The sequence below is a fragment of the Sphingopyxis sp. LC363 genome (assembly GCF_000756385.1).
In the GTDB taxonomy this organism is placed as follows: domain Bacteria; phylum Pseudomonadota; class Alphaproteobacteria; order Sphingomonadales; family Sphingomonadaceae; genus Sphingopyxis.
In genome coordinates this window covers 1-25097 of record NZ_JNFC01000006.1, presented here as the reverse complement: position 1 = coordinate 25097, position 25097 = coordinate 1, and the positions used below count along the sequence as shown (strand labels likewise).

22 protein-coding genes are annotated in these 25097 nt (G+C 66.7%); 9 read left to right on the top strand and 13 right to left on the bottom strand.

Going from position 1 to position 25097, the window contains the following annotated elements; all coding sequences use genetic code 11:
• Positions 1-96: 96 nt before the first annotated feature.
• Positions 97-1662 carry a long-chain-fatty-acid--CoA ligase gene (locus FG95_RS03415; protein WP_037553991.1) on the bottom strand — a complete coding sequence of 522 codons (1566 nt, stop codon included), beginning with the start codon at positions 1660-1662 and terminating at the stop codon, positions 97-99.
• Between the two features lie 80 nt (positions 1663-1742).
• Here FG95_RS03415 and FG95_RS03410 point away from each other — a divergent pair, with 80 nt between their 5' ends.
• The gene (locus tag FG95_RS03410) at positions 1743-2801 is read left to right on the top strand and encodes a 5-methyltetrahydropteroyltriglutamate--homocysteine methyltransferase (RefSeq protein WP_443027697.1); all 1059 of its coding nucleotides are present in this window, start codon (positions 1743-1745) and stop codon (positions 2799-2801) included.
• Between the two features lie 26 nt (positions 2802-2827).
• Here the strand turns inward: FG95_RS03410 and FG95_RS03405 are convergent, their stop codons facing one another.
• The 6 genes from FG95_RS03405 to FG95_RS03380 form a co-directional block, all read right to left on the bottom strand.
• Positions 2828-3520, bottom strand: coding sequence for an alpha/beta fold hydrolase (locus FG95_RS03405; RefSeq protein ID WP_037553989.1), 693 nt, complete (start codon positions 3518-3520; stop codon positions 2828-2830).
• A 118-nt stretch (positions 3521-3638) separates the two neighbouring features.
• Positions 3639-4559: an NAD(P)-dependent oxidoreductase gene (locus tag FG95_RS03400; protein ID WP_037553987.1), complete on the bottom strand. Its 921-nt coding sequence runs from the start codon at positions 4557-4559 to the stop codon at positions 3639-3641.
• Positions 4556-5854 carry a phosphopyruvate hydratase gene (gene eno / locus FG95_RS03395; protein WP_037553985.1) on the bottom strand — a complete coding sequence of 433 codons (1299 nt, stop codon included), beginning with the start codon at positions 5852-5854 and terminating at the stop codon, positions 4556-4558. The genes FG95_RS03400 and eno overlap by 4 nt, the downstream gene beginning before the upstream one ends.
• On the bottom strand, positions 5851-6831 hold the full coding sequence (locus tag FG95_RS03390) for a phosphotransferase family protein (protein ID WP_052182041.1): 981 nt from the start codon (positions 6829-6831) through the stop codon (positions 5851-5853). Before FG95_RS03390 ends, eno begins: the two co-directional genes overlap by 4 nt.
• Before the next feature lie 140 nt (positions 6832-6971).
• Complete coding sequence (locus FG95_RS03385) at positions 6972-8102, bottom strand: lysophospholipase (RefSeq protein ID WP_235211442.1); 1131 nt, start codon at positions 8100-8102, stop codon at positions 6972-6974.
• A gap of 117 nt (positions 8103-8219) precedes the next feature.
• Positions 8220-9854 carry a long-chain-fatty-acid--CoA ligase gene (locus tag FG95_RS03380; protein WP_037553982.1) on the bottom strand — a complete coding sequence of 545 codons (1635 nt, stop codon included), beginning with the start codon at positions 9852-9854 and terminating at the stop codon, positions 8220-8222.
• Positions 9855-9997: 143 nt separating this feature from the next.
• Here FG95_RS03380 and FG95_RS03375 point away from each other — a divergent pair, with 143 nt between their 5' ends.
• On the top strand, positions 9998-10450 hold the full coding sequence (locus FG95_RS03375; protein ID WP_037553981.1) for a MarR family winged helix-turn-helix transcriptional regulator: 453 nt from the start codon (positions 9998-10000) through the stop codon (positions 10448-10450).
• Here the strand turns inward: FG95_RS03375 and FG95_RS03370 are convergent.
• A complete protein-coding gene (locus FG95_RS03370; RefSeq protein WP_037553980.1) occupies positions 10447-11022 on the bottom strand; it encodes an NADPH-dependent FMN reductase in 576 nt (191 codons plus the stop codon). The genes FG95_RS03375 and FG95_RS03370 overlap by 4 nt on opposite strands.
• A 64-nt stretch (positions 11023-11086) precedes the next feature.
• Positions 11087-11593, bottom strand: coding sequence for a MarR family winged helix-turn-helix transcriptional regulator (locus tag FG95_RS03365; RefSeq protein WP_037553978.1), 507 nt, complete (start codon positions 11591-11593; stop codon positions 11087-11089).
• A 185-nt stretch (positions 11594-11778) separates the two neighbouring features.
• Between FG95_RS03365 and leuD the strand changes: the two genes are divergently transcribed.
• Positions 11779-12363, top strand: a complete 585-nt coding sequence (gene leuD / locus FG95_RS03360) for a 3-isopropylmalate dehydratase small subunit (protein ID WP_037553977.1) — start codon at positions 11779-11781, stop codon at positions 12361-12363.
• Here leuD and leuC read toward each other — a convergent pair.
• The 4 genes from leuC to FG95_RS03340 form a co-directional block, all read right to left on the bottom strand.
• The gene (gene leuC / locus FG95_RS03355; RefSeq protein ID WP_037553976.1) at positions 12360-13772 is read right to left on the bottom strand and encodes a 3-isopropylmalate dehydratase large subunit; all 1413 of its coding nucleotides are present in this window, start codon (positions 13770-13772) and stop codon (positions 12360-12362) included. The two genes, leuD and leuC, sit on opposite strands and share 4 nt — an antisense overlap.
• Entirely contained in the window at positions 13769-15064 is a 1296-nt protein-coding gene (locus FG95_RS03350; RefSeq protein ID WP_037553975.1) for an acyl-CoA dehydrogenase family protein, read from the bottom strand. Before FG95_RS03350 ends, leuC begins: the two co-directional genes overlap by 4 nt.
• A 21-nt stretch (positions 15065-15085) precedes the next feature.
• On the bottom strand, positions 15086-16396 hold the full coding sequence (locus FG95_RS03345; RefSeq protein WP_052182052.1) for a phosphotransferase family protein: 1311 nt from the start codon (positions 16394-16396) through the stop codon (positions 15086-15088).
• A gap of 273 nt (positions 16397-16669) precedes the next feature.
• A complete protein-coding gene (locus FG95_RS03340; RefSeq protein WP_052182040.1) occupies positions 16670-17572 on the bottom strand; it encodes an EamA family transporter in 903 nt (300 codons plus the stop codon).
• A 174-nt stretch (positions 17573-17746) separates the two neighbouring features.
• Between FG95_RS03340 and FG95_RS03335 the strand changes: the two genes are divergently transcribed.
• From FG95_RS03335 to nirD, 6 genes are all read left to right on the top strand, one after another.
• Positions 17747-18328, top strand: coding sequence for an ANTAR domain-containing response regulator (locus tag FG95_RS03335; RefSeq protein ID WP_037553973.1), 582 nt, complete (start codon positions 17747-17749; stop codon positions 18326-18328).
• Positions 18325-19533: a CmpA/NrtA family ABC transporter substrate-binding protein gene (locus FG95_RS03330; protein ID WP_037553972.1), complete on the top strand. Its 1209-nt coding sequence runs from the start codon at positions 18325-18327 to the stop codon at positions 19531-19533. The genes FG95_RS03335 and FG95_RS03330 overlap by 4 nt, the downstream gene beginning before the upstream one ends.
• A gap of 259 nt (positions 19534-19792) precedes the next feature.
• A complete protein-coding gene (locus tag FG95_RS03325; protein ID WP_037553971.1) occupies positions 19793-21028 on the top strand; it encodes a nitrate/nitrite transporter in 1236 nt (411 codons plus the stop codon).
• A 2-nt stretch (positions 21029-21030) separates the two neighbouring features.
• Complete coding sequence (locus FG95_RS03320) at positions 21031-22233, top strand: hypothetical protein (protein WP_037553970.1); 1203 nt, start codon at positions 21031-21033, stop codon at positions 22231-22233.
• Positions 22233-24710, top strand: a complete 2478-nt coding sequence (gene nirB / locus FG95_RS03315) for a nitrite reductase large subunit NirB (protein WP_037553969.1) — start codon at positions 22233-22235, stop codon at positions 24708-24710. The genes FG95_RS03320 and nirB overlap by 1 nt, the downstream gene beginning before the upstream one ends.
• Positions 24707-25051, top strand: coding sequence for a nitrite reductase small subunit NirD (gene nirD, locus FG95_RS03310; RefSeq protein ID WP_037553968.1), 345 nt, complete (start codon positions 24707-24709; stop codon positions 25049-25051). Before nirB ends, nirD begins: the two co-directional genes overlap by 4 nt.
• Positions 25052-25097: the final 46 nt, after the last annotated feature.

Below are 25097 nucleotides of genomic sequence, written 5' to 3'. Positions count from 1 at the left end.
AATGCGGACGCCAACCTGGCGCTTTTCCGCACTGGACCCCGGCGTTCGCCGGGGTGCACGAGGGGGCAGCTCACCACCCCAAGGCCGAAATCCAGCCTACCCCACCGCGCGGTCGCGCCCTTCCCAATAGGGCGCGCGCAATTCGCGGCGGAGCACCTTGCCCGACGGATTGCGCGGCAAGGCGTCGATGAACGCGATGCTTTTGGGGACCTTATACGCGGCAATCCGCGCGCGCGCCCAAGCGATCACGTCGGCGGGCTCGAGCGCCGCGCCCGCGGCGGGGACGATCAGCGCCTTCACCCCCTCGCCCCACTTGTCGTCGGGGACGCCGATCACCGCGACATCGGCGACGCCCGGGCAGCCCATGATCGCACTTTCGACCTCGGCCGGATAGACATTCTCGCCCCCCGACACGATCATGTCCTTGATGCGGTCGTGGACGTAATAGAATCCGTCGGCGTCGCGATAGCCGACGTCGCCGGTGTGGAGCCAGCCGCCAGCGAGCGTCTCTTCGGTCGCCGCGGCGCGGTTCCAATATTGCTTCATCACGATGCCGCCGCGGATCGCGATCTCGCCGATCTCGCCCTCGTCGAGTTCGTTCCCCTCGCCATCGAGGATCGCCATTGCGGCGCCCGGCCAGGGTTTGCCGCATGATGTGAGCTTGCCCGGCAGATCGTGCGCGGCGGGCGAGAGGTAGGAGCCACCGCCGGCGGACTCGGTCATCCCGTAGAATTGCACGAAATCGCAGCCGAAGGTTGCGCGCGCCCGGCGCAGGACATCCTCGGCGATCGGCGAGGCGCCATAGGCGATCGACTTGAGCTGCGGATAAGCGCCGCTGTTCGCATCGGGCTGAAGCAGCATCATCTGGATCATCGCGGGGGCGAGGAAGGCGTGCGCGACATCTTCCTCGCGCAACATCCGCACCGCGTCGGGAGCTGTAAAATCCTTCACCAGCACCAGCCGTCCGCCTTGCGCGAGCCCCGAGAAACTAACGTTCGTCCCCGCGACGTGGAACAAGGGCATGACGATCATTACCGTCTCGTCCTCGCCATAAGCGAAGCCGTCGACCTTGGTCGCCGCTTCGAGGAAAGTGCGATAATTGGCGTTGGTCAGCACGACGCCCTTGGGCAGCCCGGTCGTGCCGCTGGTGTAGAGTTGAAGCACATCGTCGGCGAGTTGCGGCGCGTCGGCGAGCGGCGCGTCGGATGCGCCGCCAAGCCACGCGTCGAACGGCTCGAACGCCGGATGTTCGCCGTAGAGCGCGATCAGGCGCGGCGGCGCGGCCAGATCGGCCACCGCCGCGAGCGCGCAGTCGAAGAAATCCTCGCCGACGAAGAGCAGCTTCGGCCCGGCATCGCCGAGGATGAAGCCGATTTCGGCGGGTGCGAGGCGGCAGTTGATCGGCGCGAAGCAGGCGCGTGCGCGCGCGGTGCCGAAGAAGAGCGGATACCAGCTGTCGTGGTTCTTGGTGAGCGCCGACACGCGGTCGCCGGGCGCAATGCCCGATGCGATCAAAGCGTGTCCGACGCGGTTCGAGCGCGCGTCGAGTTCGGCGAAACTCGTCTCGCGCGTCCCGAACTTCACTGCGGTCGCGCGCCCCCGCATTTTCGCTTGTGCCGCCGGAATGTCCGCCAGCGTCCGGATGGCCTCCAGATCGATCATTTTGCTCTCCCAACCGTCGTTTCGACTTGAATTAGATAGAATACTAAGCAAATGTTTGGCCAGCCCAAAAATCGAGAGGATTGGCCTTGTTCGACCACCCCATATTGCCGACGACGATCGTCGGAAGCTACCCCCAGCCCGACTGGCTGATCGACCGCGAACGGCTGAAGGCCAGCCTGCCCCCGCGCGTGCGTGCCGAGACCTTGTGGCGCATCCCCGAACCCTGGCTCGCCGACGCGCAGGAAGCCGCGACGCTGATGGCCATCCGCGACCAGGAAGAGCTCGGCATCGACATCGTCGGCGACGGCGAGATGCGCCGCGAAAGCTATTCGAACCGGCTCGCGACCGCGCTTTCGGGAATCGACCGCGAGAAGCACGGCACCGCGATCGACCGCACCGGCAACGCGAATCCGGTGCCGCTCGTCTCGGGCCCGATCCGCCGCGTCGCGCCGATCGAGGCGCAGGATGCGGCCTTCCTGCGCCGTCATTCAACGAAACCGGTGAAGCTCACCCTCCCCGGTCCCTTCACGATGACGCAGCAGGCCGAGAACGGATATTATCCAGACCTGCGCGCGCTCGCGATGGACTATGCCGACGCGGTCAATGCCGAGGTCAAGGATCTGTTCGCGGCGGGCGTCGACGTCGTCCAGCTCGACGAACCCTATCTGCAGGCGCGCGCCGCCGAGGCGAACAGCTATGCGGTCGAGGCGATCAACCGCGCACTCGACGGCGTCGGCGGCACCACCGCGCTCCATATCTGCTTCGGCTATGCGATGGTGCATCACGGCGCGGGCGCGACCGGACCGAAGCCCAAGGCTTATGACTTCCTTGCCGAACTCGAAGCCTCGGCGATCGACGTGATTTCGATCGAGGCCGCGCAGCCGGGGCTCGACCCCGCGATCCTCGCCGAACTGCCGACCAAGACCATCATGTACGGCGTGCTCGACCTGTCGATCACCGAAGTCGAGCCCCCCGAAATCGTCGCGAACCGCATCCGCGAGGCGCTACGCTACGTCGACGCCGAGCGCCTGTGGATCGCGCCCGATTGCGGGATGAAATATCACAGCCGTGAGCATAGCCAGGCGAAGCTGAAGGCGATGGTCGAGGGTACGGCACTGGTGCGGGCGGAACTGAAGTAATTCTCCCTCCCGCTTGCGGGAGGGGATTATGCGTCGATGAACGCGCTTAGCAACGCCACCACTACGTCGGGCGCCTCGACCGTCGGCAAATGCCCCGCGCCCGCGACCACTTCCAGCCGCGCCCCCGGGATCGCCTCGACAATCTCGTCATGATGCGCGCGGCTGGTGATGCCGTCCTTCTCGCCCCAGATCAGCAGCGTCGGCACCGCAATCTCACCGAGCCGCGGGCGGCTGTCGATGCGCGCCATGATCGCGCGCTGCTGCGCGAGGAAGGTGCCGGCGCCGGTGTCGGCCGCCATTTGGCGGGCGATATCGAGCAGGCGCTCGTCGCTCCGCTTCCCTTCGGGAAAGAGGATCGGAATGCGTTCCTCGACGACCTGATCGAAATTGCCGCTTTCGACGAGGTCGATATAGCCCTGCCGCCGGGCGGTCTGCGTCGGGCCGTCGGCCGAAGCGAGCGTCGAGATGAGCGCGAGCTTGGCGACACGTTCGGGGGCGCGACGCATGACCTCAAAGGCGACGAAGCCGCCCATCGCATGCGCGACCAGCACGAATTGCGGCGGGGCGTTGTCGAGCAGGCGCTGCGCAAAGCCCTCGATCCTGTCGTCGCTGCGGTTGTCGGCGACGATGACGTCGCGATCGGTCCACGCGTCGAGCAGGGGCTGCCACACGGCGTCGGTCAAAAGCTGGCCGGTGATGAGGACAATGGGGAGAGTCATTCGAATACCTCTTATCAAACCATTTGCCCTGAGCTTGTCGAAGGGCCGTTCTTCCTTTTCAACGTCAAAGAAAGAGCGGTGCTTCGACAGGCTCAGCACAAATGGAACAGGGGGGCCGCTAGACCACCTGATGCAACAGCGCCTCGCCCGCGGCGAGACGGCGGCAATTCTCCTGGGCGACCGTCAGGCTGCGCACGAGCGTTTCGGGGGTGAGCCAGGCGATGTGCGGCGCGAGCACCGCATTTGGCAGACCGAGCAATGGGTTGCCGCGCGGCAGCGGTTCTTCGGCGAAGACATCGAGCCCCGCGCCGCGGAGATGTCCCGATGTGAGCGCCTCGACCAGCTTCGCCTCATCGACCAGTTCGCCGCGCGCGGTGTTCACGAGCACCGCGCCCTTCTTCATCGCGAAGGGGTCGATCGATGCGCGCGTGTCGTCGGTGAGCGGGATGTGCAGCGACACGATATCACTTTCGGCGAGCAGGCGGTCGAGCGGCCAATATTCATAGGGCACATCCCGCGCGCCGCGCGCGGTATACACGACCTTTGCGCCGAGCGCCGCGAGCACCGGCGCCAGCAGCTGTGCCGAGTTGCCGAAACCGACGAGGCCGACCGTGCGCCCGCCGATCTCGCCAACACTGTCCAGCTCGGACGGATCGGCGGTCCAGCCCTCGCCGCTACGCGTTCGCGCATCGAAGAAGCAGGTGCGCCGCAACACTGCCATCATCAGCGACAGCGCCATTTCGGCGACCGCTTGGCTGTTGGCGCCAGGCATATTGCACACCGCGACGCCATGGCTCTGCGCCGAATCGAGCGCGATCGTGTTGACGCCGACCCCCAGCTTCTGGATCAGCTTCAGCTTCGGCGCCGAGGTGATGAAGTCGGGCGTGACGGGAGTCAGAACGTGGAGCAGCGCGGTGATGTCGGGCGCCACCGCGTCGAGCGGCGCCGCCTCGTCGACATGCACGACGACGCCGGGTCCGAAGATCGCATCGACAGCCTCGCGGAATCCGGGGCTCGGGCGGGCGTGGAGGACGATCATGCCGCGACCCGGCCGATCGAACCTGCAAAGGCCGAAAAGCCCGCGAATTCGGCATCGGCACCCATCGCTTCCTCGATCCGCAGCATCTCGTTCCACTTCGCCATGCGTTCCGACCGCGTGAAGCTGCCGACCTTCAATTGCCCCGCGTCCCAGCCGGTCGCGAGATGCGCGATCGTGACATCCTCGCTCTCGCCCGAGCGCGCCGACACGATCGCACCCCAGCTGCGCGCTACCGCAGCGTCGAGCGCGGCTTTCGCCTCGGTGACGGTGCCGACCTGATTGACCTTGATCAGCGCCGCGTTGCACACCGCCGCCTCGGCCGCGCGCGCGACGCGCTCGGCATTGGTGACGAGCACATCGTCGCCGATGATCTGCACCTTGTCGCCGATCGCCGCGGTCACCGCCGCCATCGTCGTCCAGTCGTCCTGCCCCGCCGGATCCTCGATCGACAGGATCGGATAGCGCTTCGCCCATTCGACGATCCGCGCCGCCATTTCCTCGCCCGACAGGCGTCCGTCGTCGAGCGCGAGATCATAGCCGCCCGCATCGCCGAGCTCGTTCGCGGCGATGTCGAGCGAGATGAATACCTCTTCGCCCGCGCGGTGCCCGCTCGCCTCGATCGCCTTGGTCATCGTATCGAGCGCATCCTCGTTCGACGCAAAATTGGGCCACCAGCCGCCTTCGTCGGCGACGCCCGACAGCGGACCTTTGGCTTCCATCAGCCTGCCCGCCGCGCGATAGACGTCGTCGGTGATTTCGAGCGCGCGGCGGAAGCTGCCCGCCTTCGGGCACATCACCATGAAATCCTGCACATCGGTGCGCCGCCCCGCATGCGCACCGCCGCCGAATATCTGGATTTCGGGTAGCGGGACGCGCACCTTGCGCCCGCCCGCGAGATAGCGCCATAGCGGCTCGCGCGCGTAGGCGGCTGCGGCATGAAGCACCGCCATCGATACCGCGACGACCGCGTTCGCGCCGAGCCGCGCCTTGTTGGCTGTGCCGTCGAGCGCGCAGAGCGCAGCGTCGACCGCCGCCTGATCGCGCGCGTCGATGCCGGCGATCGCGCCCGCGATTTCCGATCCGATCCCCGCCACCGCGCGGTTGACGCCGAAGCCACCGAACGCGTCGCCGCCGTCGCGCAGGTCGATGGCTTCATGCGCGCCGCGCGAGGCGCCTGCGGGCGCGATCGCACGCCCGATCGCGCCCGATTCGAGCACCACTTCGGCCTCGACGGTGGGCCGGCCGCGCGAATCCCAAAGCTGGCGGCCGGTGACGGAGGCGATACGCGAAGTCATTGGAAGGTCCTTTTCCAGTTGGCGACGAGCGCGTCGATCGATTGCGGCGCGAGGATGAGCATGCGCGCCTGATCGCGCACGGTGCGCTTGTGTTCGGGGTTGGTCAGATAGGGCGCGGGCGACTTGCCCTCGACGCGCGCGAGGAGGAGCGCGGCGGTGAGCTTGCCCGCGCGCAGCAGCAAGCCGTCGGCGTCCTCCCAGCCGATACCGGTGCGATAGGCCGCAACCAGTGCCCCGGCGGCTACATTCATCCGGGCATCGTCCGACCGCACCGCCTTCAGCAACAGGTGCGTCGTGCAAAAGGCAAGGTCGAAGGCCGGATCGCCATAGACCGCACATTCGGCGTCGAGGAACACCGGGCCATCGCCGCTGACAAGGATATTCTTGGGGCTGACGTCGCCGTGGACGAGCGCGATCTTGCGCGAGGCCAGATCGTCGGCGAGCGCGGTGAGCGCGGGCGCGAGTTCGCTATCTTGCTGCGCAACATAGAGCAGAAAAGGATCGACGCGCAGCGCACGGAACATCTCGTCGTTGGGAAAGGCGGCGCGGTCGCGATCATTGTGCGCGGTTGCATCGTGCACAGCGGCGATCCCCTGCCCCACCTGCGCCGCAAAGGCGGGATCGACACGCCCCGCCATCAGCTCGTCCTTCCACACCGGACAGCCGGGGAGGAAGCGCATCGCGAAAGCGTGACCGGGCAGTTCGGCGAGCACTTCGGGTGCGATGCGCGGGTCGACGCCGCGCGCTCGCCTGAGCCAGCGCACCTCGCTCGTCCCGCGCTCGACTGGCGCATGCCATTCGGCGGCGACGCGCAGCTGTTCGAGCGGACGCTTCACGACGATCGGCCCCGTGGGCGTCTCGACCTTCCACACATCGCACGACACGCCGCCGGTCAGCGGTTCGAGGACGACATCGCTATCCCCCACCAGTCCGGCGGCGCGCAGGTCCGCGATGATGTCCGGTTCTGCCGTTTCCATGTTCAGCTACCCTAGCGCATTCAGAGGCATTCCACCCTCACCCTTCCCACCGGCGGGGCCAGTGGGCCCCTTCCCTCTCCCAATGGGAGAGGGAGGGAGGCGCGAAGCGCCGGAAGGGAGAGGGTGATATGCGTCGCAAATTACAGCTTCTCCCGGATCCAGGCGCCGACGAGGTCGGCGGCATTCTGCCGCTCCTCGATCGAGTCCTCGAAATAATGCGCGCCGGGGATCAATTCGAGCTTCTTGTCGCTGCTCCCGAGGAAATCGAAGATTTTGCGCGCGTCGCTCGGGAAAACGCCGGTGTCGGCGGTGCCCTGAACCACGAGCGCGGGCGTGTCGTGCTTCGCGAGATGCGGCTGGCCCTGGCACGGCGAGGTTTCGAGGCTCCACATGTTGAGCCAGGTCTTGATCGTATTAGCGCGCCCGATGCTCGGCGTGCGGTTCGCGATCGCGGGGTCGCCGCGATAGCACCAATTGGGCTTGCGGTCCGACGGGTCGATCGCGGGATCGACGCAGCGGATATCGCCCCAGCAACGGAACATCGGGAAGATGCGGTCGGGAATGCCCGCGTCGTTCAACCGCTTCAGTTCGGCCTTCGCCCAGTCGGTGATGCGCTGGTTGCGCGCGCGCTGCGCGGCGCGATATTTTTCGATGAACGCGTCCGAATAGGGCGGCCCGTTGTCGGGATTGAACGGATCGAGTTCGGGATCGGTCAGCGTCGGATCATTCTCGTCGATCACCGATGCGTCCATCCAGTCGGTCAGCACTTCGGGGCGCCCCTGATGCGCGTTGAAGCTGATGTAGAGGTCGCCCTTGACGAGCTGCGCGAGCGCATCCTGCCCGGCCGACGGCAGGCGATCGGTCAGCGTCGGCGCGATCGCCTCGGCCTGATAGGCGCCCATCAAGGAGCCGCCGCCCGAATTGCCAAGAATGACGATCTGCTCGACCCCCGCCTCTTCTTTGAGCCACTTCATGCCGACGCCGATATCGAGCACCGCATGTTCGAGCAGGAATTGGTCCTCGACGCCGCGATAGCGCGTGTTCCAGCCGAGGAAACCGAAACCCTGCCGCGCGAAATAGGGGGCGATATAATGTTCGGAGAAATCGACATTATAGTGTGTCGCGATGATCGCGACCTTCGGCCGCTTGCTGCTTTCGGTCCAGTAAATGCCCTGGCACGGATGCCCGCCCGCCTGAATGCGCGGCGCGGTCGGCGATATGCGCCCGATAAATTGCGCGTCCAGTCCTTCGATCCCGTTCGGGTCCATCATCGTCTCTCCTGTCTGTTATATCGCATCGTCATCCCGGACTTGATCCGGGATCCATTGCCTCGGCGCTGGTTGAATGGATCCCGGATCAAGTCCGGGATGACGAAAATGGGAACCATCTCAGCGCGTAACCTCGAAAGGCAGCTTGTAGCCTTCCAGCCCGGCGCGAATGGCCTTTTTATCGATCTTGCCAGTCGGGCCGAGCGGGATTTCATCGACAAACAGCACGTCGTCGGGCATCCACCAGCGCGCGATCTTGCCGTCGAGATAGGCCTTCAAATCCTCAGCGCAGGCGTTCGCGCCCTCTTTGAGCTGGCACAGCAGGATCGGCCGCTCGTCCCATTTGGGATGCGCAACCCCGACGACCGCGGCGTTGGCGACCGCGGCGTGCCCCATCGCGATATTCTCGATCTCGATCGAGCTGATCCACTCGCCGCCCGACTTCACGACATCCTTGGCGCGGTCGGTGATCTGCATATAGCCTTCGGCATCGATCGTGCTGACGTCGCCGGTATCGAAAAAACCCTCGTCGTCGAGCACCTCGCCGCCCTCGCCGCCATAATAGGCGCCCGCGATCGTCGGCCCCTTGATCATCAGCCGCCCCGGGGTCTTGCCGTCGTGCGGCAGCCGGCTACCGGCGTCGTCGACGAGCTTCATTTCCAGCCCGCAGAGCAGCCGCCCCTGCTTGAGCTTATAAGCCATCTGCTCGGGTTCGGACTTCGCCGCGACCGCCGCATTGGGAACCGACACGGTGCCGAGCGGCGAGGTTTCGGTCATGCCCCAGCCCTGTATGACGTCGACGCCATAATCGTCGCGGAAGGTGCGGATGATCGATTCGGGGCACGCCGAGCCGCCGATCGTCACGCGCTCCAGCGTCGTGAAACGCTTCCCATTTTCCTGCATATAGGTGAGCAGCATCTGCCACACCGTCGGCACCGCGGCGGAATAAGTGACGCCTTCCCCTTCGATCAGATTATAGATCGATTCGCCGTCCATGCGCTGCCCGGGCAGCACGAGCTTCGCACCGACCGCGGGCGCCGAATAGACGACGCCCCAAGCGTTGGCGTGATACATCGGCACGACGAGCAGCACGGTGTCGCGCGCCGACAGCGCGAGCGCATCGCGCTGCAACGTCATCAGCGCATGGATGTAATTGGAGCGGTGCGAATAGAGCACGCCCTTGGGATTGCCCGTCGTGCCGCTGGTATAGCAAAGCCCGCACGCGGCATTCTCGTCGAATGCACCCCAATCATATTCGGCCGGATGCCCCGCGATCCAGTCGTCGAAGGCGGTCGCGGCAAAGCTGGTTTTCGGCAACGACGCCGCGTCGCAGAAAAAGATCACCTTCTCGATCGATGGCACCTGCGGCAGCAACTCTTCGACAAGTTCGGCGGTCGCGGGATCGGCGATCAGAAGCCGGTCGCCGGCATGGTTCGCGATATAGGCGATCTGTTCGAGGAACAGCCGCGGGTTGAGGGTGTGGAGCACCGCGCCCATCCCCGCCGCGCCATACCAGGCGGCGAGGTGCCGCGCGCCGTTCCACGCCATCGTCGCGACGCGGTCGCCGGGCTTGATCCCTTCGGCGGCGAGCGCATTCGACACGCGCTTCGCGTCGGCATGAATGTCGGCATAGGTCGCGCGGGTGACGCGCCCCTCGGCATCGCGCGACACGATCTCGCGCGCGCCGTGCCAGTTCGCCGCATGGTCGATGATCCGGTCGACCGTCAGCGGCACATTCTGCATCAACCCGTCCATGCGGCACTCTCCCTCGTCGCTGAATAGATAGTATACTAAGTATTTTGCCTTTGCAACGCCGCCCGGCCTTGCTTCGCCCGCATCGCTCTTCTAGCGTGACGATGTCGGCACCCGCCGGCAACAGGGGCACAACATAGCGTCATATGCGCACAAACCAGCTTATCATCGCGCTTTTTCAACGCTTCTGCTGGCTCGACGAAGGGCTGCAAGCGCGGCTTCACGATCATGGCTGGCCCGACGTCAATCGCCCGCAATCGATGATAATGACCAATATCGTCAGCGGCGTCGTGCGCCCGTCGGACATCGCGCGCAACCTCGGCGTGTCGCGGCAAGCGGTCCACAGCACGATCAACCAGATGGTGAAGCTCGGCATCGTTCGGCTCGACGTCGATCCCGACGACCGCCGCCACATGATCGTGTCGCTGACCGACCTTGGCGCGCGCATGCGCAAGGATGCGCAGCGTTCGATGGACGCGCTCACCGCGCAGATCGCCGACCGCTTGGGTCAGGACAAGTTCGACGCGCTGCTCGCCGCGCTCGAGGCCGACTGGGGCGACAATATCGCGCGCGCGCGCGCGACTTCGCGCACTCGCTAGACGGCAAGCGCCTTCGCGACGGCGACCAGCCGCGCGGCGGTCATATCCACCAGCGACGCGGGCAACGGCTCCTTCAGACTGCCATCCTCGGCAAAGGCGGCGTGCGCGTTCGGCACCAGCACCTGTTCGGGGATCACGAGCATCTGGATCGTCGACAAGATCTGGCGCAGGTGCATCAGCCCGCGCAGCCCCCCGAACGGGCTGATCGACGCCGACATGATCGCCGCCGCCTTGCCGCGATAGGCGGAGAGCGCGACAAGTCCCTCATCGCCGGTGGGCCGCGACGCCCAGTCGATCGCATTCTTGAGCAGCGGCGGCAGCGAACCATTATATTCGGGCGACACGAACAGCAGCCCATCCTGCGCGGCGAACAGCGCCTTGAGCTTCAGCGCATCGGGCGGAAAGGCACCGGCTTCAAGCGCCGCCGAATAAAGCGGCAGGTCGAACGCCGCGAGATCGACCCGCGTGACGCTTGCGCCCTGCGCTTCGAGGCTCGCGGCGGCAAGTTCGCCCAACGCGCGGTTATAGGATCCCTCGCGAATGCTCCCGACGATGACGGCGATGCTGGTCATTTTTCCTCCCGGACAATATGATTAGAATACTAACTTATTGTCCGGTCGCGGCAAGATCAAGCGGTCAGGCCTTGATGTCCGAAAGCACCGCGAGCTTGCGCGTTTCGTCGGCGAGATTGTCGATCACGCGGCGCATCAGCCCCTGCAACACCTCGACCTCCTCGTCGCTCATGCCCTTGGTCGCGATCTCGTGGATCTCGGCGTTCATCGGCGCGAGGATTAACTCGAGCTTCTTGGCGTGCGGAGTCAGATGGATGAAGGTCTTGCGCCGGTCGTCGGCGGTCTTCTTGCGCGTGATCAGCCCGGCCTTTTCCAGCCCTTTCAGCGCGACGACGGTGGTCGGCTCGCGCATCCCGACGCGTTCGCTGAGTTCGCGCTGGGTAATGCCGTCCTCGCGCCACAGCTGGCGCAGGAAACGCCACTGCCCCGCCGACACGTCATGCGTCAGCGTGCGGCGTTCGAGCAGCCGCGAAAAGGAGCGGAAGACGACGCGCGCGAGGTAGCCGATGCTGTTTTCAGGATCGGTGTAATATTCGGCAGGATGCCGATAATCCTTTGTTTTCTTGACCAAAATCCTGCTCCCCTGTCGCGGCGCCGGGTGCCGACCCCGCCGCGTATCAAATCTTAGGACGCGAAGGTTCGCGCGGCAACCATCTTCGTCGTCGCGTCCTGTCCTGTCGCCGTTCCAACCCCGCGATAATGTTGGACAAGATTCGTCGATCGATATACTTAGAATGCTAAGTTAATGGAGGCGATGTGCAAAAATTCATTCGGACGAAAGCGGTCGCGGCGCCCTTGCCGCTCGCCAATGTCGACACGGACATGATCATTCCCGCCGAATATATGAAGGCGCTGACGCGTTCGGGCCTGGGCCGCCATCTCTTCCGCGAGCTGCGCTTCGACGGGGATGGTCGCGAACGCGCGGATTTCATTCTCAACCGGCCTGCCTGCCGCGACGCGCGGATTCTGGTCGCCGACCGCAATTTCGGATGCGGCTCGTCGCGCGAACATGCAGTGTGGGCGCTCACCGATTTCGGCATCCGCTGCGTCATCGCGCCGAGTTTCGGCGATATCTTCGCGGGCAATGCGCGCAAGAACGGCCTGCTGCTGGTTCGCTTGCCCGATGAATGTTGCGCCCGACTGCGCGGCGAGATCGAAGCTGCGCAATATGCGCCCATCGAGGTCGACCTCGAAGTGCAGCGCATCCGCCTCGCCTCGGGCGAAACGATCGCTTTCAACGTCGATCCCGACGACCGGCGCATATTGATGGAGGGACTCGACGATATCGCCCGCACGCTGCGTCATGCCGACGCCATCGCGCGGTTCGAAGCGGCGCTCTAGCCCAGCATTTCGGGCGACGCGATACAGCCCGCAATCGCACTCGCCGCCGCGAGCGCCGGGCTCATCAGGTGGGTGCGCCCACCGCGCCCCTGGCGATTCTCGAAATTGCGGTTCGAGGTCGCGGCGCAGCGTTCGCCGGGGTTGAGCCGGTCGGCGTTCATTCCGACGCACATCGAACAGCCGGGCTCGCGCCAGTCGAACCCCGCGGCGCGCAGCGTGTCGGCGACACCCTCCGCCTCGGCCTGTCTCTTGACCAGTCCCGATCCCGGCACGACCATCGCGCGGACGTGCGGCGCGACGCGGCGTCCGCGCACAATGTCGGCGGCGATGCGCAAATCCTCGATCCGGCTGTTGGTGCAGCTGCCGATGAAAATGCGGTCGAGCCGCTGGCCGGCAATCGCCCGCCCGGCGGCAAGGTCCATATAGGCGAGCGCCCGCTCGGCCGCGGCGCGCGCGTCGGGATCGGCCAGCGCCGCCGGGTGGGGAACGGGATCGTCGATCGCGACGACCTGCGACGGGTTGGTCCCCCAGCTCACCATCGGCCGCACATCGCGGGCATCAAATTGCAGTTCGCGGTCGAATGCCGCACCGGCGTCGCTCGCCAGCGCCGCCCAGCGCGCCGCGGCTGCCTCCCAAGCGTCACCGCGCGGCGCCGCAGGGCGGCCCTTCAGATAGGCGAGCGTCGTCGCATCGGGCGCGACCAGTCCGGCGCGCGCGCCCATTTCGATGCTGAGGTTGCACAGCGTCATCCGCGCTTCCATCGACAGCGCCCGCACGGCCTCGCCGGCATATTCGATGACATGCCCCCCCGCGCCGTCGACGCCGATCGTGCCGAGCAAATGAAGCGCGAGATCCTTGGCATGGACATGCGGCGCCAGCGCGCCCTCGACGCGCACGCGCATGTTGCGCGAGCGGCGCTGGCGGATCGTCTGCGTCGCCAGCACATGTTCGACCTCCGACGTTCCGATCCCGAAGGCGAGCGCACCGAACGCGCCGTGGGTCGAGGTGTGGCTGTCGCCGCAGACGATCGTCATCCCCGGCTGCGAGCGCCCCTGTTCGGGGCCGACGACATGGACGATCCCGCCGCGCGGATCGCCCATCGGGAAATTCTCGATCCCGAAATGACGCGTATTTTCGACCAGCACTTCGAGCTGCGCGCGCGCCTCGCGGTCGGCGACCCCCGCAGGTCCTGCCGCCTGCCCCGCCGTCGGGACATTATGGTCGGACAGGGCCAGCGCGCGCTCGGGACGCCGCACCGCCCGCCCCGCGGCCACAAGGCCGGCAAAGGCCTGAGGCGACGTGACCTCGTGCAGCAGGTGCAGGTCGATATAGAGCAGGGTCTCGCCATCGTCCTCGGCGACGGCGTGCGCATCCCATATCTTGTCGTAAAGCGTGCGCGGGCGGGTCACAATTTCCCCAGCGTCTCTTTCCGGGGCCCCAGATAACCGAAGAGATAGGCTGCGACTTTCCGCATCTGAATCTCTTCGGCGCCTTCGGTGATGCGATAGCGACGATGGTGGCGATAGATATGTTCGAAGGGTTTGTGGCGCGAGTATCCGATGCCGCCGTGGACCTGCATGGCGCGGTCGGCGGCTTCGCAGACAAGGCGGTTCGCCCAATAGTTGCACATGCTGACCTTGTCGGACAGCGTGCGCTCGATTTCCTTGTGCGGCGTGTTGTCCATATCCCACGCGGTTTTGCGGATGAGCAGGCGCAGCATCTCGGCCTGCGTTGCCAGCTCGACGAGCGGGAACTGGATCGCCTGGTTCTTCGCCAGCGCCTCGCCGAACGGCTTGCGCGTCCGGGCGTATTTCACGCTCTCCTCGATGCAGTAGACGGCGGCGCCCAGCGAGCTTGCCGCCTGGCGAATGCGGTTCTGGTGGACGAAGCTTTGCGCGATCGCGAGCGCGCCGCCCTCGGGGCCGAGCCGCGCGCTGTCGGGCACCCACACATCGGTGAACGTCATGCGCGGATGGTCGGTCGGCATGTTGAACGTCCACATATATTCGTCGACGCTCATCCCCGGCGTTCCCGTCGGCACGAGCAGGCAGGTGATGCCCTTCGCATTCCCGTCGGCGCCGCTCGTGCGGCAAAAGGTCGCGCAGTGCGTCGCGACGTGCATGCCGGTGATCCACATCTTGCGCCCGTCGATGCGCCAGCCGTCGACGCCATCGCGCGTTTCTCGCACGCCGCGCGTCTCCATATGCGTCGCGTCGCTGCCGTGATCGGGTTCGGTCAGGCCGAAGGCGGTGCGCCGCCTGCCCTCGAACCCGCCGAGGATGAACTCGGCCTTCTGTTCGTCGCTGACCCCGAACTGTTCGAACATCTCCACAAAGGGGAAGTTGCCGACGATGCTGTGCTCGTTCTGAAGGTCGTTGTGCAGCCCCAGCCCCTTCGCCGCCAGATGCTCGCGGATCACCGCCATCCACAGGTTGCTGCCGTCCTTGCCGCCATATTTCTTCGGCGCCGAAAAACGCCAGTGGCCCGCGGCGTCGGCTTTGCGCGTCGCGGCCTTGAGCAGCTCTTCCCACTCGTGCCGCGGCAGCCCCTGATTGTCCCAGTCGGTGCGCGCATGCTCGCGGCGATGGTCGAAAAAGCGGATATTGTCGTCCGCAAGCTCGAGCGGCTTGATCTCGGCCGCGATAAAGCGATCGAGCTCGTCCAGATAGGCCGCAAGGTCGGCGGGCATCGCAAAATCCATCGTCTCTCTCCCTAATCTATCTTATCCGCGCCACGCCGCGCGCGCCGCGGCCAGCGGCGCATATTTGGGGCTGTCGACCGCGCATTTGTCGAGCACATCGCGCCGCAGCTTTGCGAGCAGCCCGGCCTCGGCAAGCGTCCGCTCGCCCGACAGCAGGGCATCCGCGAGCGCCTTGTCCTCCGCGCGGCATCCGGCGCCCAGATCGCGCAGCACGATACCGAGCGCGTTCATCGCGACCACCGCCTCGAACTTGGCGTGCCCCTCGGACGCCGGCTTGATCGCGCTCGCGATCCAGTCGCGCACCGCCTCGACCATCTCGGCATTGGTCGGCTCGCCCATCGGCGCGGGTGCGGCATCCAGCGACGCGGAAAGCGCCCGGTCGCGCTCGGCATCGGGCGCCTCCGCCTCGATCAGCCGGACGAGGTCGAGCTCCTGCTCGGCCGTCCGCCGCCCGACGACGACGCGCTCGACCGTCTTGTCGGCGCCGCTCCGCCATGCCTGCCCCATCTGCAGGCACCCAAGCGCCCACCAGAGCGTCCGGTAGACGAGCCAGAAGCGAAAACGGTCCACGTCGACACGCGTCCCGCCGGCGCCCTCATAGGCCGCAAAATAATCGTCGAGGCTGCCGAGCCCGAACGCGGGCCTGTCCAGCTGTCCAAAGCGCCACACGCTCATGCAGCCGAACGCCAGATCCTCGTGCGCGTCGCCCCGGTGCGCCAGCTCCCAGTCGAGCACCGCGGCCAGGCCGTCCACTCCCGCCATCACGTTGCCCATCCGGTAGTCGCCGTGCACCAGCACCGGCGGCGCCGGGTCGGGCAGATGATCCTCGCACCAGCGGATCGCGAGCGCGATCGCCGGGCGGTCGCCGCCGTAAGACAGAAAGCGCGCCTTGAGCTCGGCGAGCGCCGCGCCCGTGTCCATCGGCGGGATCGCATCGGGAACCGTCTCCAGCGGAATGGCGTGAATATGCGCCAGCTCGCGGCCGAGATCCCCGAGCAACGACGCGGGCGGATCGGCCAATATCTCCGCCGGCGACCCCTCGCCGCCCCCCCGCCGCATCACATAGCCGGTGCCGAGAGCGTCGCCCGGCTCCAGCACCCCCACCACCTCCGGCGCCCGAACCCCCGCCGCGCAGGCCGCCATCACCAGCGCCGCCTCGTCGCGATGCCCGAACGGACGATCGGCCATATAGGCGGCCGATGGCGCGCGGCGCAGGACATAACCCGCCGTCCGGCCCTCCGCCCGCCAGTCGAACGACCAGCTCTCCATATTCGCCCCGCCCGAAAGGCGCGACAAACCGGAAAGCGCGCCGGCGCCAACGATGCGCAGCATCAACAGGGAAAGCAGATCGGACAAATCCGTCACAGAGCCGGCGATGGGCGCAACATCGGGTTTCGTCGGTATCTCGCGCATAGCCCTGCTTCCCACCCCCGTCGCCCGACACTTTACTTAGCATGCTAACTATAAGCGAGGAATCGGTTCGCGGCAAGCCAGCTCGACAGGCCGGATAACAGATTTGGCGTCAATCGACGAAGCGCGGTTCGTTTTCGCCCGGGTCCGCGCCCATGCGCCCGACGCGTGTGGCAGCCACACCCGGCCTCCGGACTATTCGCCGTCGAACGGCGGTTCGGCCGGCGAATAATCGCCCGCGCCCTTCGCCGTGCCGATCGACGACAATATGACCAGGCCGATCGCAAACCATTGCGTGAAAGAGAGCAATTCGCCGAGCAGGAAGAAACCCATCAGCGCCCCGACCGCGGGTTCGGCGCTGAGCAGCGTGCCGAAGCTGTTCGGCGGGAGGCGGCGCAGCGCGACCATTTCGAATCCGTATGGAATCGCGCTCGAAACAAGGCCCACGACCAGCCCAAGCGCCAATATCTCCGGCTGGAGCAGATCGGCGCCGGCGTGGATGATGCCGATCGGCGCCGCGACGACGGCCGCGACGATCGTGCCGCCCGCCGCGGCGGCGGGGCCGTGCTGCGCGCCCGCGCGCTTACCGAGCAATATATAGGCGGCCCAGCAAAGCCCCGCGAACAGCGCCAGCGCGACGCCCCGCCAGTCGAGATGCGCCGTGCCCGCGCGAATCGGCAGCAGGAGCAGCAGGCCGAACACCGCGATCCCGATCCAGAGAAAGTCCGCGCGCCGGCGCGAGGTCAGCACCGCGACGCTCAAGGGACCGATGAATTCGATCGCGATCGCGATGCCGAGCGGAATATAGCTCAGCGCATTGTAGAAGCTGAGGTTCATCGCGCCGAGCACGACGCCATAGGCAAGGATCGAGCGCCACCCCTCGCGATAGTTCAGCCGCCACGGGCGGAGCACCACCGACAGCAGGATCGCGCCAAAGATCAGGCGCAGCGCCGTGGTCCCCGCAGGACCCACCAGCGGGAACAGGCTCTTCGCCAGCGCCGCACCGCCCGTCACCGAAACGAGCGACAGGAACAGCGCGCCGAGCGCGAGCAAATCGATCGTTCCGCGAATGGGCGTCCTGGGGTCGGGAAAGGTCATGGCCGCTCGTCGTTGGACAAGAGCGGGCCAATTCGCAAGGTGCGTTCGGCGCGTCCCTGAACACAGGCCGGACCCGCAACGAAAATGTCCCGTCCGGGCCATCAAGCTATTCTTTCGGCGCCCCGAACATGATGACGCTGGAAGATTCGAACATCCCCGCGTAAGGCGCGGGCCATGAGGATCGCGATCATCGATACCAGCACGACGCGCGCGGCGATCATTTCCGATGGCTTGCGCGAGGCGGGACTCGACGATCTGGTGCTGATCGACCCCGCCGGCGCGCTCGCCCGCCAGATCGAGGCGGCGCAGCCCGAAGTCGTCCTGATCAATCTCGAAAACCCCAGCCGCGATCTGCTCGAGGATTATTTCGCCATGTCGCGCGCGCTGGCGCGGCCGATCGCGATGTTCGTCGACCAGAGCGACGCCGAAGCGACCGGGGCGGCGATCGACGCGGGGGTGTCGGCCTATGTCGTCGATGGCCTGTCGAAACAGCGGATCAAGCCGGTGATCGACCTTGCGGTGCGGCGTTTCCAGGCCTTCTCGCGCCTCCAGCGCGAGCTCGACGAAGCGAAAAACGCGCTCGCCGAGCGCGCGGTCATCGACAAGGCCAAGACGATCCTGATGAAGCGCCGCCAGGTCGACGAGCCGGCAGCCTATGCGTTGCTGCGCGGTCAGGCGATGCGCAGCAACCGCCGCATTTCCGAAATCGCGGAGGCGATCGTAACGAGCGAGGCGCTGATGGGGGACATGGAATGACCGACAGGTTTCGTATCGGTTTTCTGCCGCTGGTCGACGCCGCCTTGCCGATCCTGGCGCACGAGATGGGTTTCGCCGCCCGCGAAGGCGTGGAGATCGAACTCGTCCGCGACATGACCTGGGCGACGGTGCGCGACCGGTTGCTTTACGGCCACACCGACGCGGCGCACATGATCGCACCGCTGGCGATCGCAACCACGCTCGGGCGCGACCGGCCTCCGGTTCCCCTCGCGGTGCCGTTCGTGCTCGGGCTCAACGGCAATGCGGTGACCTTTTCGACCGGGCTCGCCGACGAGGTGGGGCTCGGCAACGCGCTCGGCGATCCAACTGAAACCGGGGCGGCGCTGCGGGCGATCGCGGCGGCGCGCAAGGCGGCGGACAAGCCGTTGCGTTTCGGCGTGGTGCACCGCTATTCGAGCCATAATTATATGCTGCGCTACTGGCTCGCGGGAGTCGGCATCCAGCCCGACGTCGATGTGGAGATCGTCGTCACCAGCCCGCCCTTCGCCGCCGATGCGCTCGCGGCGGGCGAAGTTGACGGCATCTGTGTCGGCGAGCCGTGGAACTCGATCGCGGTCGATCGCGGCGTCGGCCACATCGCCCTCGCCACCGCGCAGATCTGGCGGCGCGGGGTCGAGAAAGTGCTCGCGATGCGCGCCGCAATTCTCGACGAGCGACGCGACACGGTCGAGGCGCTGGTCCGCGCGCTGCACGCGGCCGCCGCGCATTTCGTCGAACCCGGCGCGGTCGAAACGAGCGCGGAGATATTGGCGCGGCCGGAGTATCTGGATGCACCGCGCGACGCCGTGCTGCGCGCGATCACCGACCGGATCCGGCTCGCGCCGGGCGGCGAGCCGATGCACTATCCCGACTTCATGTTCCAGTATCGCGAGGCCGCGAACTTCCCCTGGCGCAGCCAGGCGGCATGGCTCTATTCGCAGATGGTCCGCTGGGACTTCATGGCCTTCGATCCGGCGCAAGCCGCCGCCGCCGGCGATGTCTTCCGTCCCGATGTATACCGGAGCGCGCTCGCGGGCTCGGGCGCGCCCCTCCCGGGCGCGAGTTCGAAGCTCGAGGGCGGGCTCGACGAACCGATCGGCGCGGGCTCGACGCAGGGTCGCCTGACGCTCGGCAGCGACCGGTTTTTCGACGGCCGCGCGTTCGACCCCGACGATATCGAGGCCTATCTCGCTGAACTTCCCTGAGTTTGTTCCACGCTCCCTTTTTTGCTGCACCTGCGAAATAAACGCTTGCCGCCTGCCTGAGAATCAGGCAGTTTAGTCCCACCCGGCAAAGCTGCCGGGGCAGGACAAGGCGGCGACGGCTCCAACGAGGGGGCCGAACCGCAGGCGGACGGGGAGCCTTTTCCCCGGAAATCCCACAGGCAATGAAGCCGTCAGGATGCGCCCGCGCGGCCGCCGTCCTGGCGGCTTTTTTATTGCCCGTCGCACAAGGGGACGGACGATGACGACTGCAAGCGGAGGTGCCGGCACGGCATCCGGATCGAGTTTCTGGGCGAGCGGCCACTGGCCGACGCTCGTAGCCGCCTTTCTCTATTTCGACCTCGCCTTCATGGTCTGGGTCATCCTCGGCCCGCTCGCGCCCGCGATCTCCGAAGACCTCGGCCTGACCCCGGCGCAAAAGGGTCTGATGGTCGCAGTGCCGACGCTGGCCGGCGCGGTGCTGCGCGTGGTCAACGGCCTGCTCGTCGACCGAATCGGGCCGAAGCGTGCGGGCGCGATCAGCCAGCTCATCGTTATCCTGGGCCTGTTCACCGCCTGGCTTACGGGCGTCGAAAGCTTCGCCGGTACGCTCGCGCTTGGTATCATCCTCGGCTTCGCGGGCGCCAGCTTCGCGATCGCGCTGCCGCTCGCCAGCCGCTGGTATCCGCCCGAACATCAGGGCAAGGCGATGGGGCTCGCCGGCATGGGCAATTCGGGCACCGTGCTCGCCGCGCTGTTCGCGCCGGGCCTTGCCAAGATCTTCGGCTGGAACGCCGTGCTCGGGCTCGCGTGCATACCGCTGACGATCGTCTTCTTCCTCTATCTTGCGATGGCGAAGGACGCGCCCGATGCCCCCGCGCCGAAGAAGCTCGCCAATTATTTCGAGCCGCTCAAGACCGCCGACGCCTGGTGGCTGATGGCCTTCTACTCGGTGACCTTCGGCGGCTTCGTCGGGCTCGCCGCCTCGCTTCCCATCTATTTCACCGACCAGTTCGGCCTCACCCCCGTGATGGCGGGATATTGCACCGCCGGCTGCGTCTTTGCGGGGTCGCTGGTGCGCCCGATGGGCGGCGCGCTCGCCGACCGCATCGGCGGGGTCAAGGCTTTGATGATGGTGTTCGTCGTCGCCGCGCTCGCGCTCGCCGGGGTGCCGCAGGCCGCGACGCTGCCCGCCGCGCTCGGGCTGTTCGTGATCGCGATGCTCGCGCTCGGCACCGGCAACGGCTCGGTGTTCCAGCTCGTCCCGCAGCGTTTTTCGGCCGAGATCGGCGTGATGACCGGGCTCGTCGGCATGGCGGGCGGCGTCGGCGGCTTCTACCTCGCCTCCTCGCTTGGCTTTGCAAAACAGTGGAGCGGCAGCTTCGCGCCGGGCTTCTACATCTTTGCGGGGCTCGCCGTCGCGGCGCTCGTCGCGCTGATGTTCGTCAAGGGCCAGTGGCGCAGGGCCTGGGGCGCCGCCGAAGGCGTGCGGATCTAAACATGGACCGCACCTTCATCCTGCTGCTGGCGCTCGCGCCGGCCGGGACGGCGCACGCCGAGGAGGCGCTGCTGACGCCCCTCGGCGAAGCCCGGCTCCGCTATGAAAATGTCGATCAGGACGGGCTTGCCGCCGACGCCGACGCGCTCACCCTGCGCGTCCGCGCCGGGGTCGAGGTAAAGACGGGACGCTGGTCGGCGCTGGTCGAGGGTCAGGGCAATCTCGCCATCGTCGACGACTATTTCGACGGCCTCCACGGTGCCGCGACGCGGCCGCTGGTCGCCGACCCCGACAATATCGCCCTCGCCCGCGCGCAGCTTCGCTACGCCGCGCCCGCTTTTGCGGTCACTGCGGGCCGTCAGAGGCTCGGCTTCGACGACGAGCGTTTCGTGGGCTCGGTCGGATTTCGTCAGAACGGCCAGAGCTTCGACGCGGTGCGCGCCGAAATCACCCCGGTGAGGGGCGTGAAGGCCGATGTCGCCTACGCGTGGAGCATCCGCACGATCTGGGGGATCGACGGAGCCGGCGCGCGGCAGCAGGCGGTATCGGGCGACAATGTCTTCGCCAATCTGAGCGCGCAGACGCCCGCCGGCAAAATCGCCGCCTTCGTCTATCTCGTCGATCAGGACGAGGCCGCGATGCAGGGCTTCCGCCTGTCGAACCAGAGCTACGGCGTCCGGCTCGACGGCAGCCAGCCGCTCGGAAAGGCCAGGATCGCGTATCAGTTCAGCTATGCGCGCCAGTCCGACTGGCACCGCAACCCCAACAACTATGCCGCCGACTATTGGCGCGCCGATGTCGCGGTCGATCTTGGCGGCCCCCGGATCGGCGCCGGGTATGAGATACTCGGCGCCGACGACGGCGTGGCGCTGACGAGCTTCCAGACCCCCCTCGCAACCGGGTTCAAATTCCAGGGCTGGGCCGACAAGTTTCTCGTTACCCCGCCCGACGGCGTGCGCGACCTCTATGCGACCGCCGGCTGGGGCTGGGAGGCAGTCGGCGCGCTCAAGGCCGTGACGCTGCAAGCCGCATACCACAATTATCGCAGCGATCGCGCCAGCCGTTCCTATGGCGACGAGATCGACCTGCTCGCCAGCGCCAAGCTCGGCAAATTCACCGCCTCCGCCCGCTACGCGCACTACGACGCCGACAATTTCGCCACCGACACCGACAAATTCTGGCTGCAACTGGACTGGACACTCTGATGGAACATCGCCCGATCAAGGCGGAAAGCGACACGCGCGAGCATCTCGTGGTGATCGGCAACGGCATGGCCGGCTGCCGCGCGGTCGAGGAATTGCTCGCGCGCGATCCGGCGCGCTACCGCGTGACGATTTTCGGCGCCGAACCGCGCGTCAACTATAACCGCATCATGCTCTCCCCCGTGCTCGCGGGCGAAAAAAGCTTCGACGACATCGTGATCAACGATGCCGACTGGTATGCGTCGAACGGCATCGCGCTGGTCGCGGGCGACCCGGTGGTCGCGATCGACCGCGCCGCCAAGACGGTGACGACGCGCGGCGGGGCCAGCGAAAGCTATGACAGGCTGCTGATCGCGACCGGCTCCGATCCCTTCATCATCCCCGTCCCCGGCAAGGATCTGCCCGGCGTCATCGCCTTTCGCGACATGGACGATGTCGACACGATGCTCGCCGCGGCCGATGCCGGCGGCGACGCGGTGGTGATCGGCGGCGGGCTGCTCGGGCTCGAGGCGGCACACGGGCTTTCGCTTCGCGGCATGAAAGTCACCGTCATCCACCTGATGCCGACCCTGATGGAACGCCAGCTCGACGAAGCCGCGGGCTGGCTGCTCAAAAATGCGCTCGAAGCGCGCGGCCAGACGATCCTGACCGGCGCCGACACCGCCGAGATCGTCGGCGACGCCAAGGTAGAGGGGGTGAAGCTCAAGGACGGGACGCTGATCCCCGCCAGCCTCGTCGTGATGGCGGTCGGCATCCGACCCTCGGTCGCCCTCGCCCGCGACGCGGGCCTCGCGGTCGGGCGCGGTATCCAGGTCGACGATCATATGGTGACGAGCGACCCCGCCGTTCTCGCGGTCGGCGAATGCGTCGAGCATGACGGACAGGTCTATGGCCTCGTCGCGCCCTTGTGGGACATGTGCCGCAGCCTCGCCGACGGGCTGGTCGAACAGCCGACCGGCTATCGCGGCTCGGTGACCTCGACCAAGCTCAAGGTGTCGGGCATCGACGTCTTTTCGGCAGGCGATTTCTCGGGCGGCGACGGGTGCGAGGACATCGTGCTGCGCGACGCGAGCCGCGGCGTCTACAAGCGCGTCATCGTCAAGGATGACCGCATCGTCGGCGCCGTCCTCTATGGCGACACCGCCGACGGCAGCTGGTATTTCGACCTGCTCAAGAAGCAGGAAGATGTCTCCGACCTCCGCGACCTGCTGATATTCGGCCAGGCCTTCGCCGCGGGAGGCGGCGCGGCGGACCCTAAGGCGGCCGTTGCGGCGCTTTCCGACGATGCGGAAATCTGCGGCTGCAACGGCGTCACCAAGGGCCAGGTCGTCTCGTGCATCGCCAAGGGCGCGCACAGCCTCGATGCGGTGCGCGGCAGCTGCAAGGCGTCGGCGAGCTGCGGAAGCTGCACCGGCCTCGTCGAAAATCTGCTCGCGCTGACCCTCGGCGACGATGTCCAGTCGGGGCCGAAGACGATGTGCAAATGCACCAGCTTCGGCCACGACGACGTGCGCCGCGAAATCGTCGCACAGGACATGCGCTCGATCCCCGAGGTGATGCAGAAGCTGCACTGGACGACCCCCGACGGCTGTTCCTCGTGCCGCCCCGCGCTCAATTACTACCTGCTCTGCGCGCTTCCCGGCGAATATCAGGACGACCAGCAGAGCCGCTTCGTCAACGAACGCCTCCACGCCAATATCCAGAAGGACGGCACCTATTCGGTCGTCCCGCGCATGTGGGGCGGGCTCACCAACCCGACCGAGCTGCGCGCGATCGCCGATGTCGTCGAGAAATATAATGCACCGATGGTCAAGGTGACCGGCGGTCAGCGGCTCGACATCTTCGGGATCAAGAAGGAGGATCTGCCCGCGGTGTGGGCCGACCTCAACGCCGCCGGCATGGTCTCGGGGCATGCCTATGGCAAGGCGCTGCGCACGGTCAAAACCTGCGTCGGGTCCGAATGGTGCCGCTTCGGCACGCAGGATTCGACGGGGCTCGGCGTCAAGCTCGAGCGGATGAGCTGGGGCAGCTGGATGCCGCACAAGTTCAAGATCGCGGTGTCGGGATGCCCGCGGAACTGCGCCGAGGCGACGATCAAGGATTTCGGCGTCGTCTGCGTCGACAGCGGCTACGAACTCCACGTCGGCGGCAACGGCGGCATCCACGTGCGCGCCACCGACCTCCTCTGCAAGGTCGCGACCGAGCAGGAGGCGATGGACCATTGCGCCGCTTTCATCCAGCTCTACCGCGAGGAAGCGCGCTACCTCGAACGCACCGCGCCGTGGATCGAGCGCGTCGGGGTCGAATATGTGAAGAGGCGGATCGTCGACGACGCCGCGGGCCGCGAGGCGCTGCGCGCGCGCTTCCTCTACGCGCAAAGCTTTTCACAGGACGATCCCTGGGCACAGCGCGCCGAGGGTGCCGAGGCCGAACATCATGCGCCGATGGCGCGCTTCACCCCGCAGGAGGCCCTCGTATGACCACCACCGCAGAATGGCTCGACATCGGCTGGGTCGACCAGATCCCCGTGCGCGGCAGCCGCACCGTGCAGGTCGAGGGCGGCGACGACATCGCCGTCTTCCGCACCGCCGAGGGCAAGGTCTTTGCCCTCCTCGACCGCTGCCCGCACAAGCATGGGCGCCTCAGCCAGGGCATCGTCCACGGCGGCGCGGTCGCCTGCCCGCTGCACAATTGGCGGATCAGCCTCTCGACCGGCGAGGCGCTCGGCGAGGACAAGGGCTGCACCCCGACCGTCCCGGTCAAGATCGACGGTGGCCGCGTCCTCATCTGCCGCGCGAGCACGCTGAAGGCGGCTGCGTGAGGATCGACCTTCTAAAGCCCCTCCCCTTCAGGGGAGGGGTTGGGGG

Coding starts and splice junctions, on each gene's coding strand:
- FG95_RS03415 (WP_037553991.1), bottom strand. CDS start 1,662: ATGATCGATCTGGAGGCCATCCGGACGCTGGCGGACATTCCGGCGGCA.
- FG95_RS03405 (WP_037553989.1), bottom strand. CDS start 3,520: ATGACTCTCCCCATTGTCCTCATCACCGGCCAGCTTTTGACCGACGCC.
- FG95_RS03400 (WP_037553987.1), bottom strand. CDS start 4,559: ATGATCGTCCTCCACGCCCGCCCGAGCCCCGGATTCCGCGAGGCTGTC.
- eno (WP_037553985.1), bottom strand. CDS start 5,854: ATGACTTCGCGTATCGCCTCCGTCACCGGCCGCCAGCTTTGGGATTCG.
- FG95_RS03390 (WP_052182041.1), bottom strand. CDS start 6,831: ATGGAAACGGCAGAACCGGACATCATCGCGGACCTGCGCGCCGCCGGA.
- FG95_RS03385 (WP_235211442.1), bottom strand. CDS start 8,102: ATGATGGACCCGAACGGGATCGAAGGACTGGACGCGCAATTTATCGGG.
- FG95_RS03380 (WP_037553982.1), bottom strand. CDS start 9,854: ATGGACGGGTTGATGCAGAATGTGCCGCTGACGGTCGACCGGATCATC.
- FG95_RS03375 (WP_037553981.1), top strand. CDS start 9,998: ATGCGCACAAACCAGCTTATCATCGCGCTTTTTCAACGCTTCTGCTGG.
- FG95_RS03370 (WP_037553980.1), bottom strand. CDS start 11,022: ATGACCAGCATCGCCGTCATCGTCGGGAGCATTCGCGAGGGATCCTAT.
- FG95_RS03350 (WP_037553975.1), bottom strand. CDS start 15,064: ATGGATTTTGCGATGCCCGCCGACCTTGCGGCCTATCTGGACGAGCTC.
- FG95_RS03345 (WP_052182052.1), bottom strand. CDS start 16,396: ATGCTGCGCATCGTTGGCGCCGGCGCGCTTTCCGGTTTGTCGCGCCTT.
- FG95_RS03340 (WP_052182040.1), bottom strand. CDS start 17,572: ATGACCTTTCCCGACCCCAGGACGCCCATTCGCGGAACGATCGATTTG.
- FG95_RS03335 (WP_037553973.1), top strand. CDS start 17,747: ATGAGGATCGCGATCATCGATACCAGCACGACGCGCGCGGCGATCATT.
- FG95_RS03330 (WP_037553972.1), top strand. CDS start 18,325: ATGACCGACAGGTTTCGTATCGGTTTTCTGCCGCTGGTCGACGCCGCC.
- FG95_RS03325 (WP_037553971.1), top strand. CDS start 19,793: ATGACGACTGCAAGCGGAGGTGCCGGCACGGCATCCGGATCGAGTTTC.
- FG95_RS03320 (WP_037553970.1), top strand. CDS start 21,031: ATGGACCGCACCTTCATCCTGCTGCTGGCGCTCGCGCCGGCCGGGACG.
- nirB (WP_037553969.1), top strand. CDS start 22,233: ATGGAACATCGCCCGATCAAGGCGGAAAGCGACACGCGCGAGCATCTC.
- nirD (WP_037553968.1), top strand. CDS start 24,707: ATGACCACCACCGCAGAATGGCTCGACATCGGCTGGGTCGACCAGATC.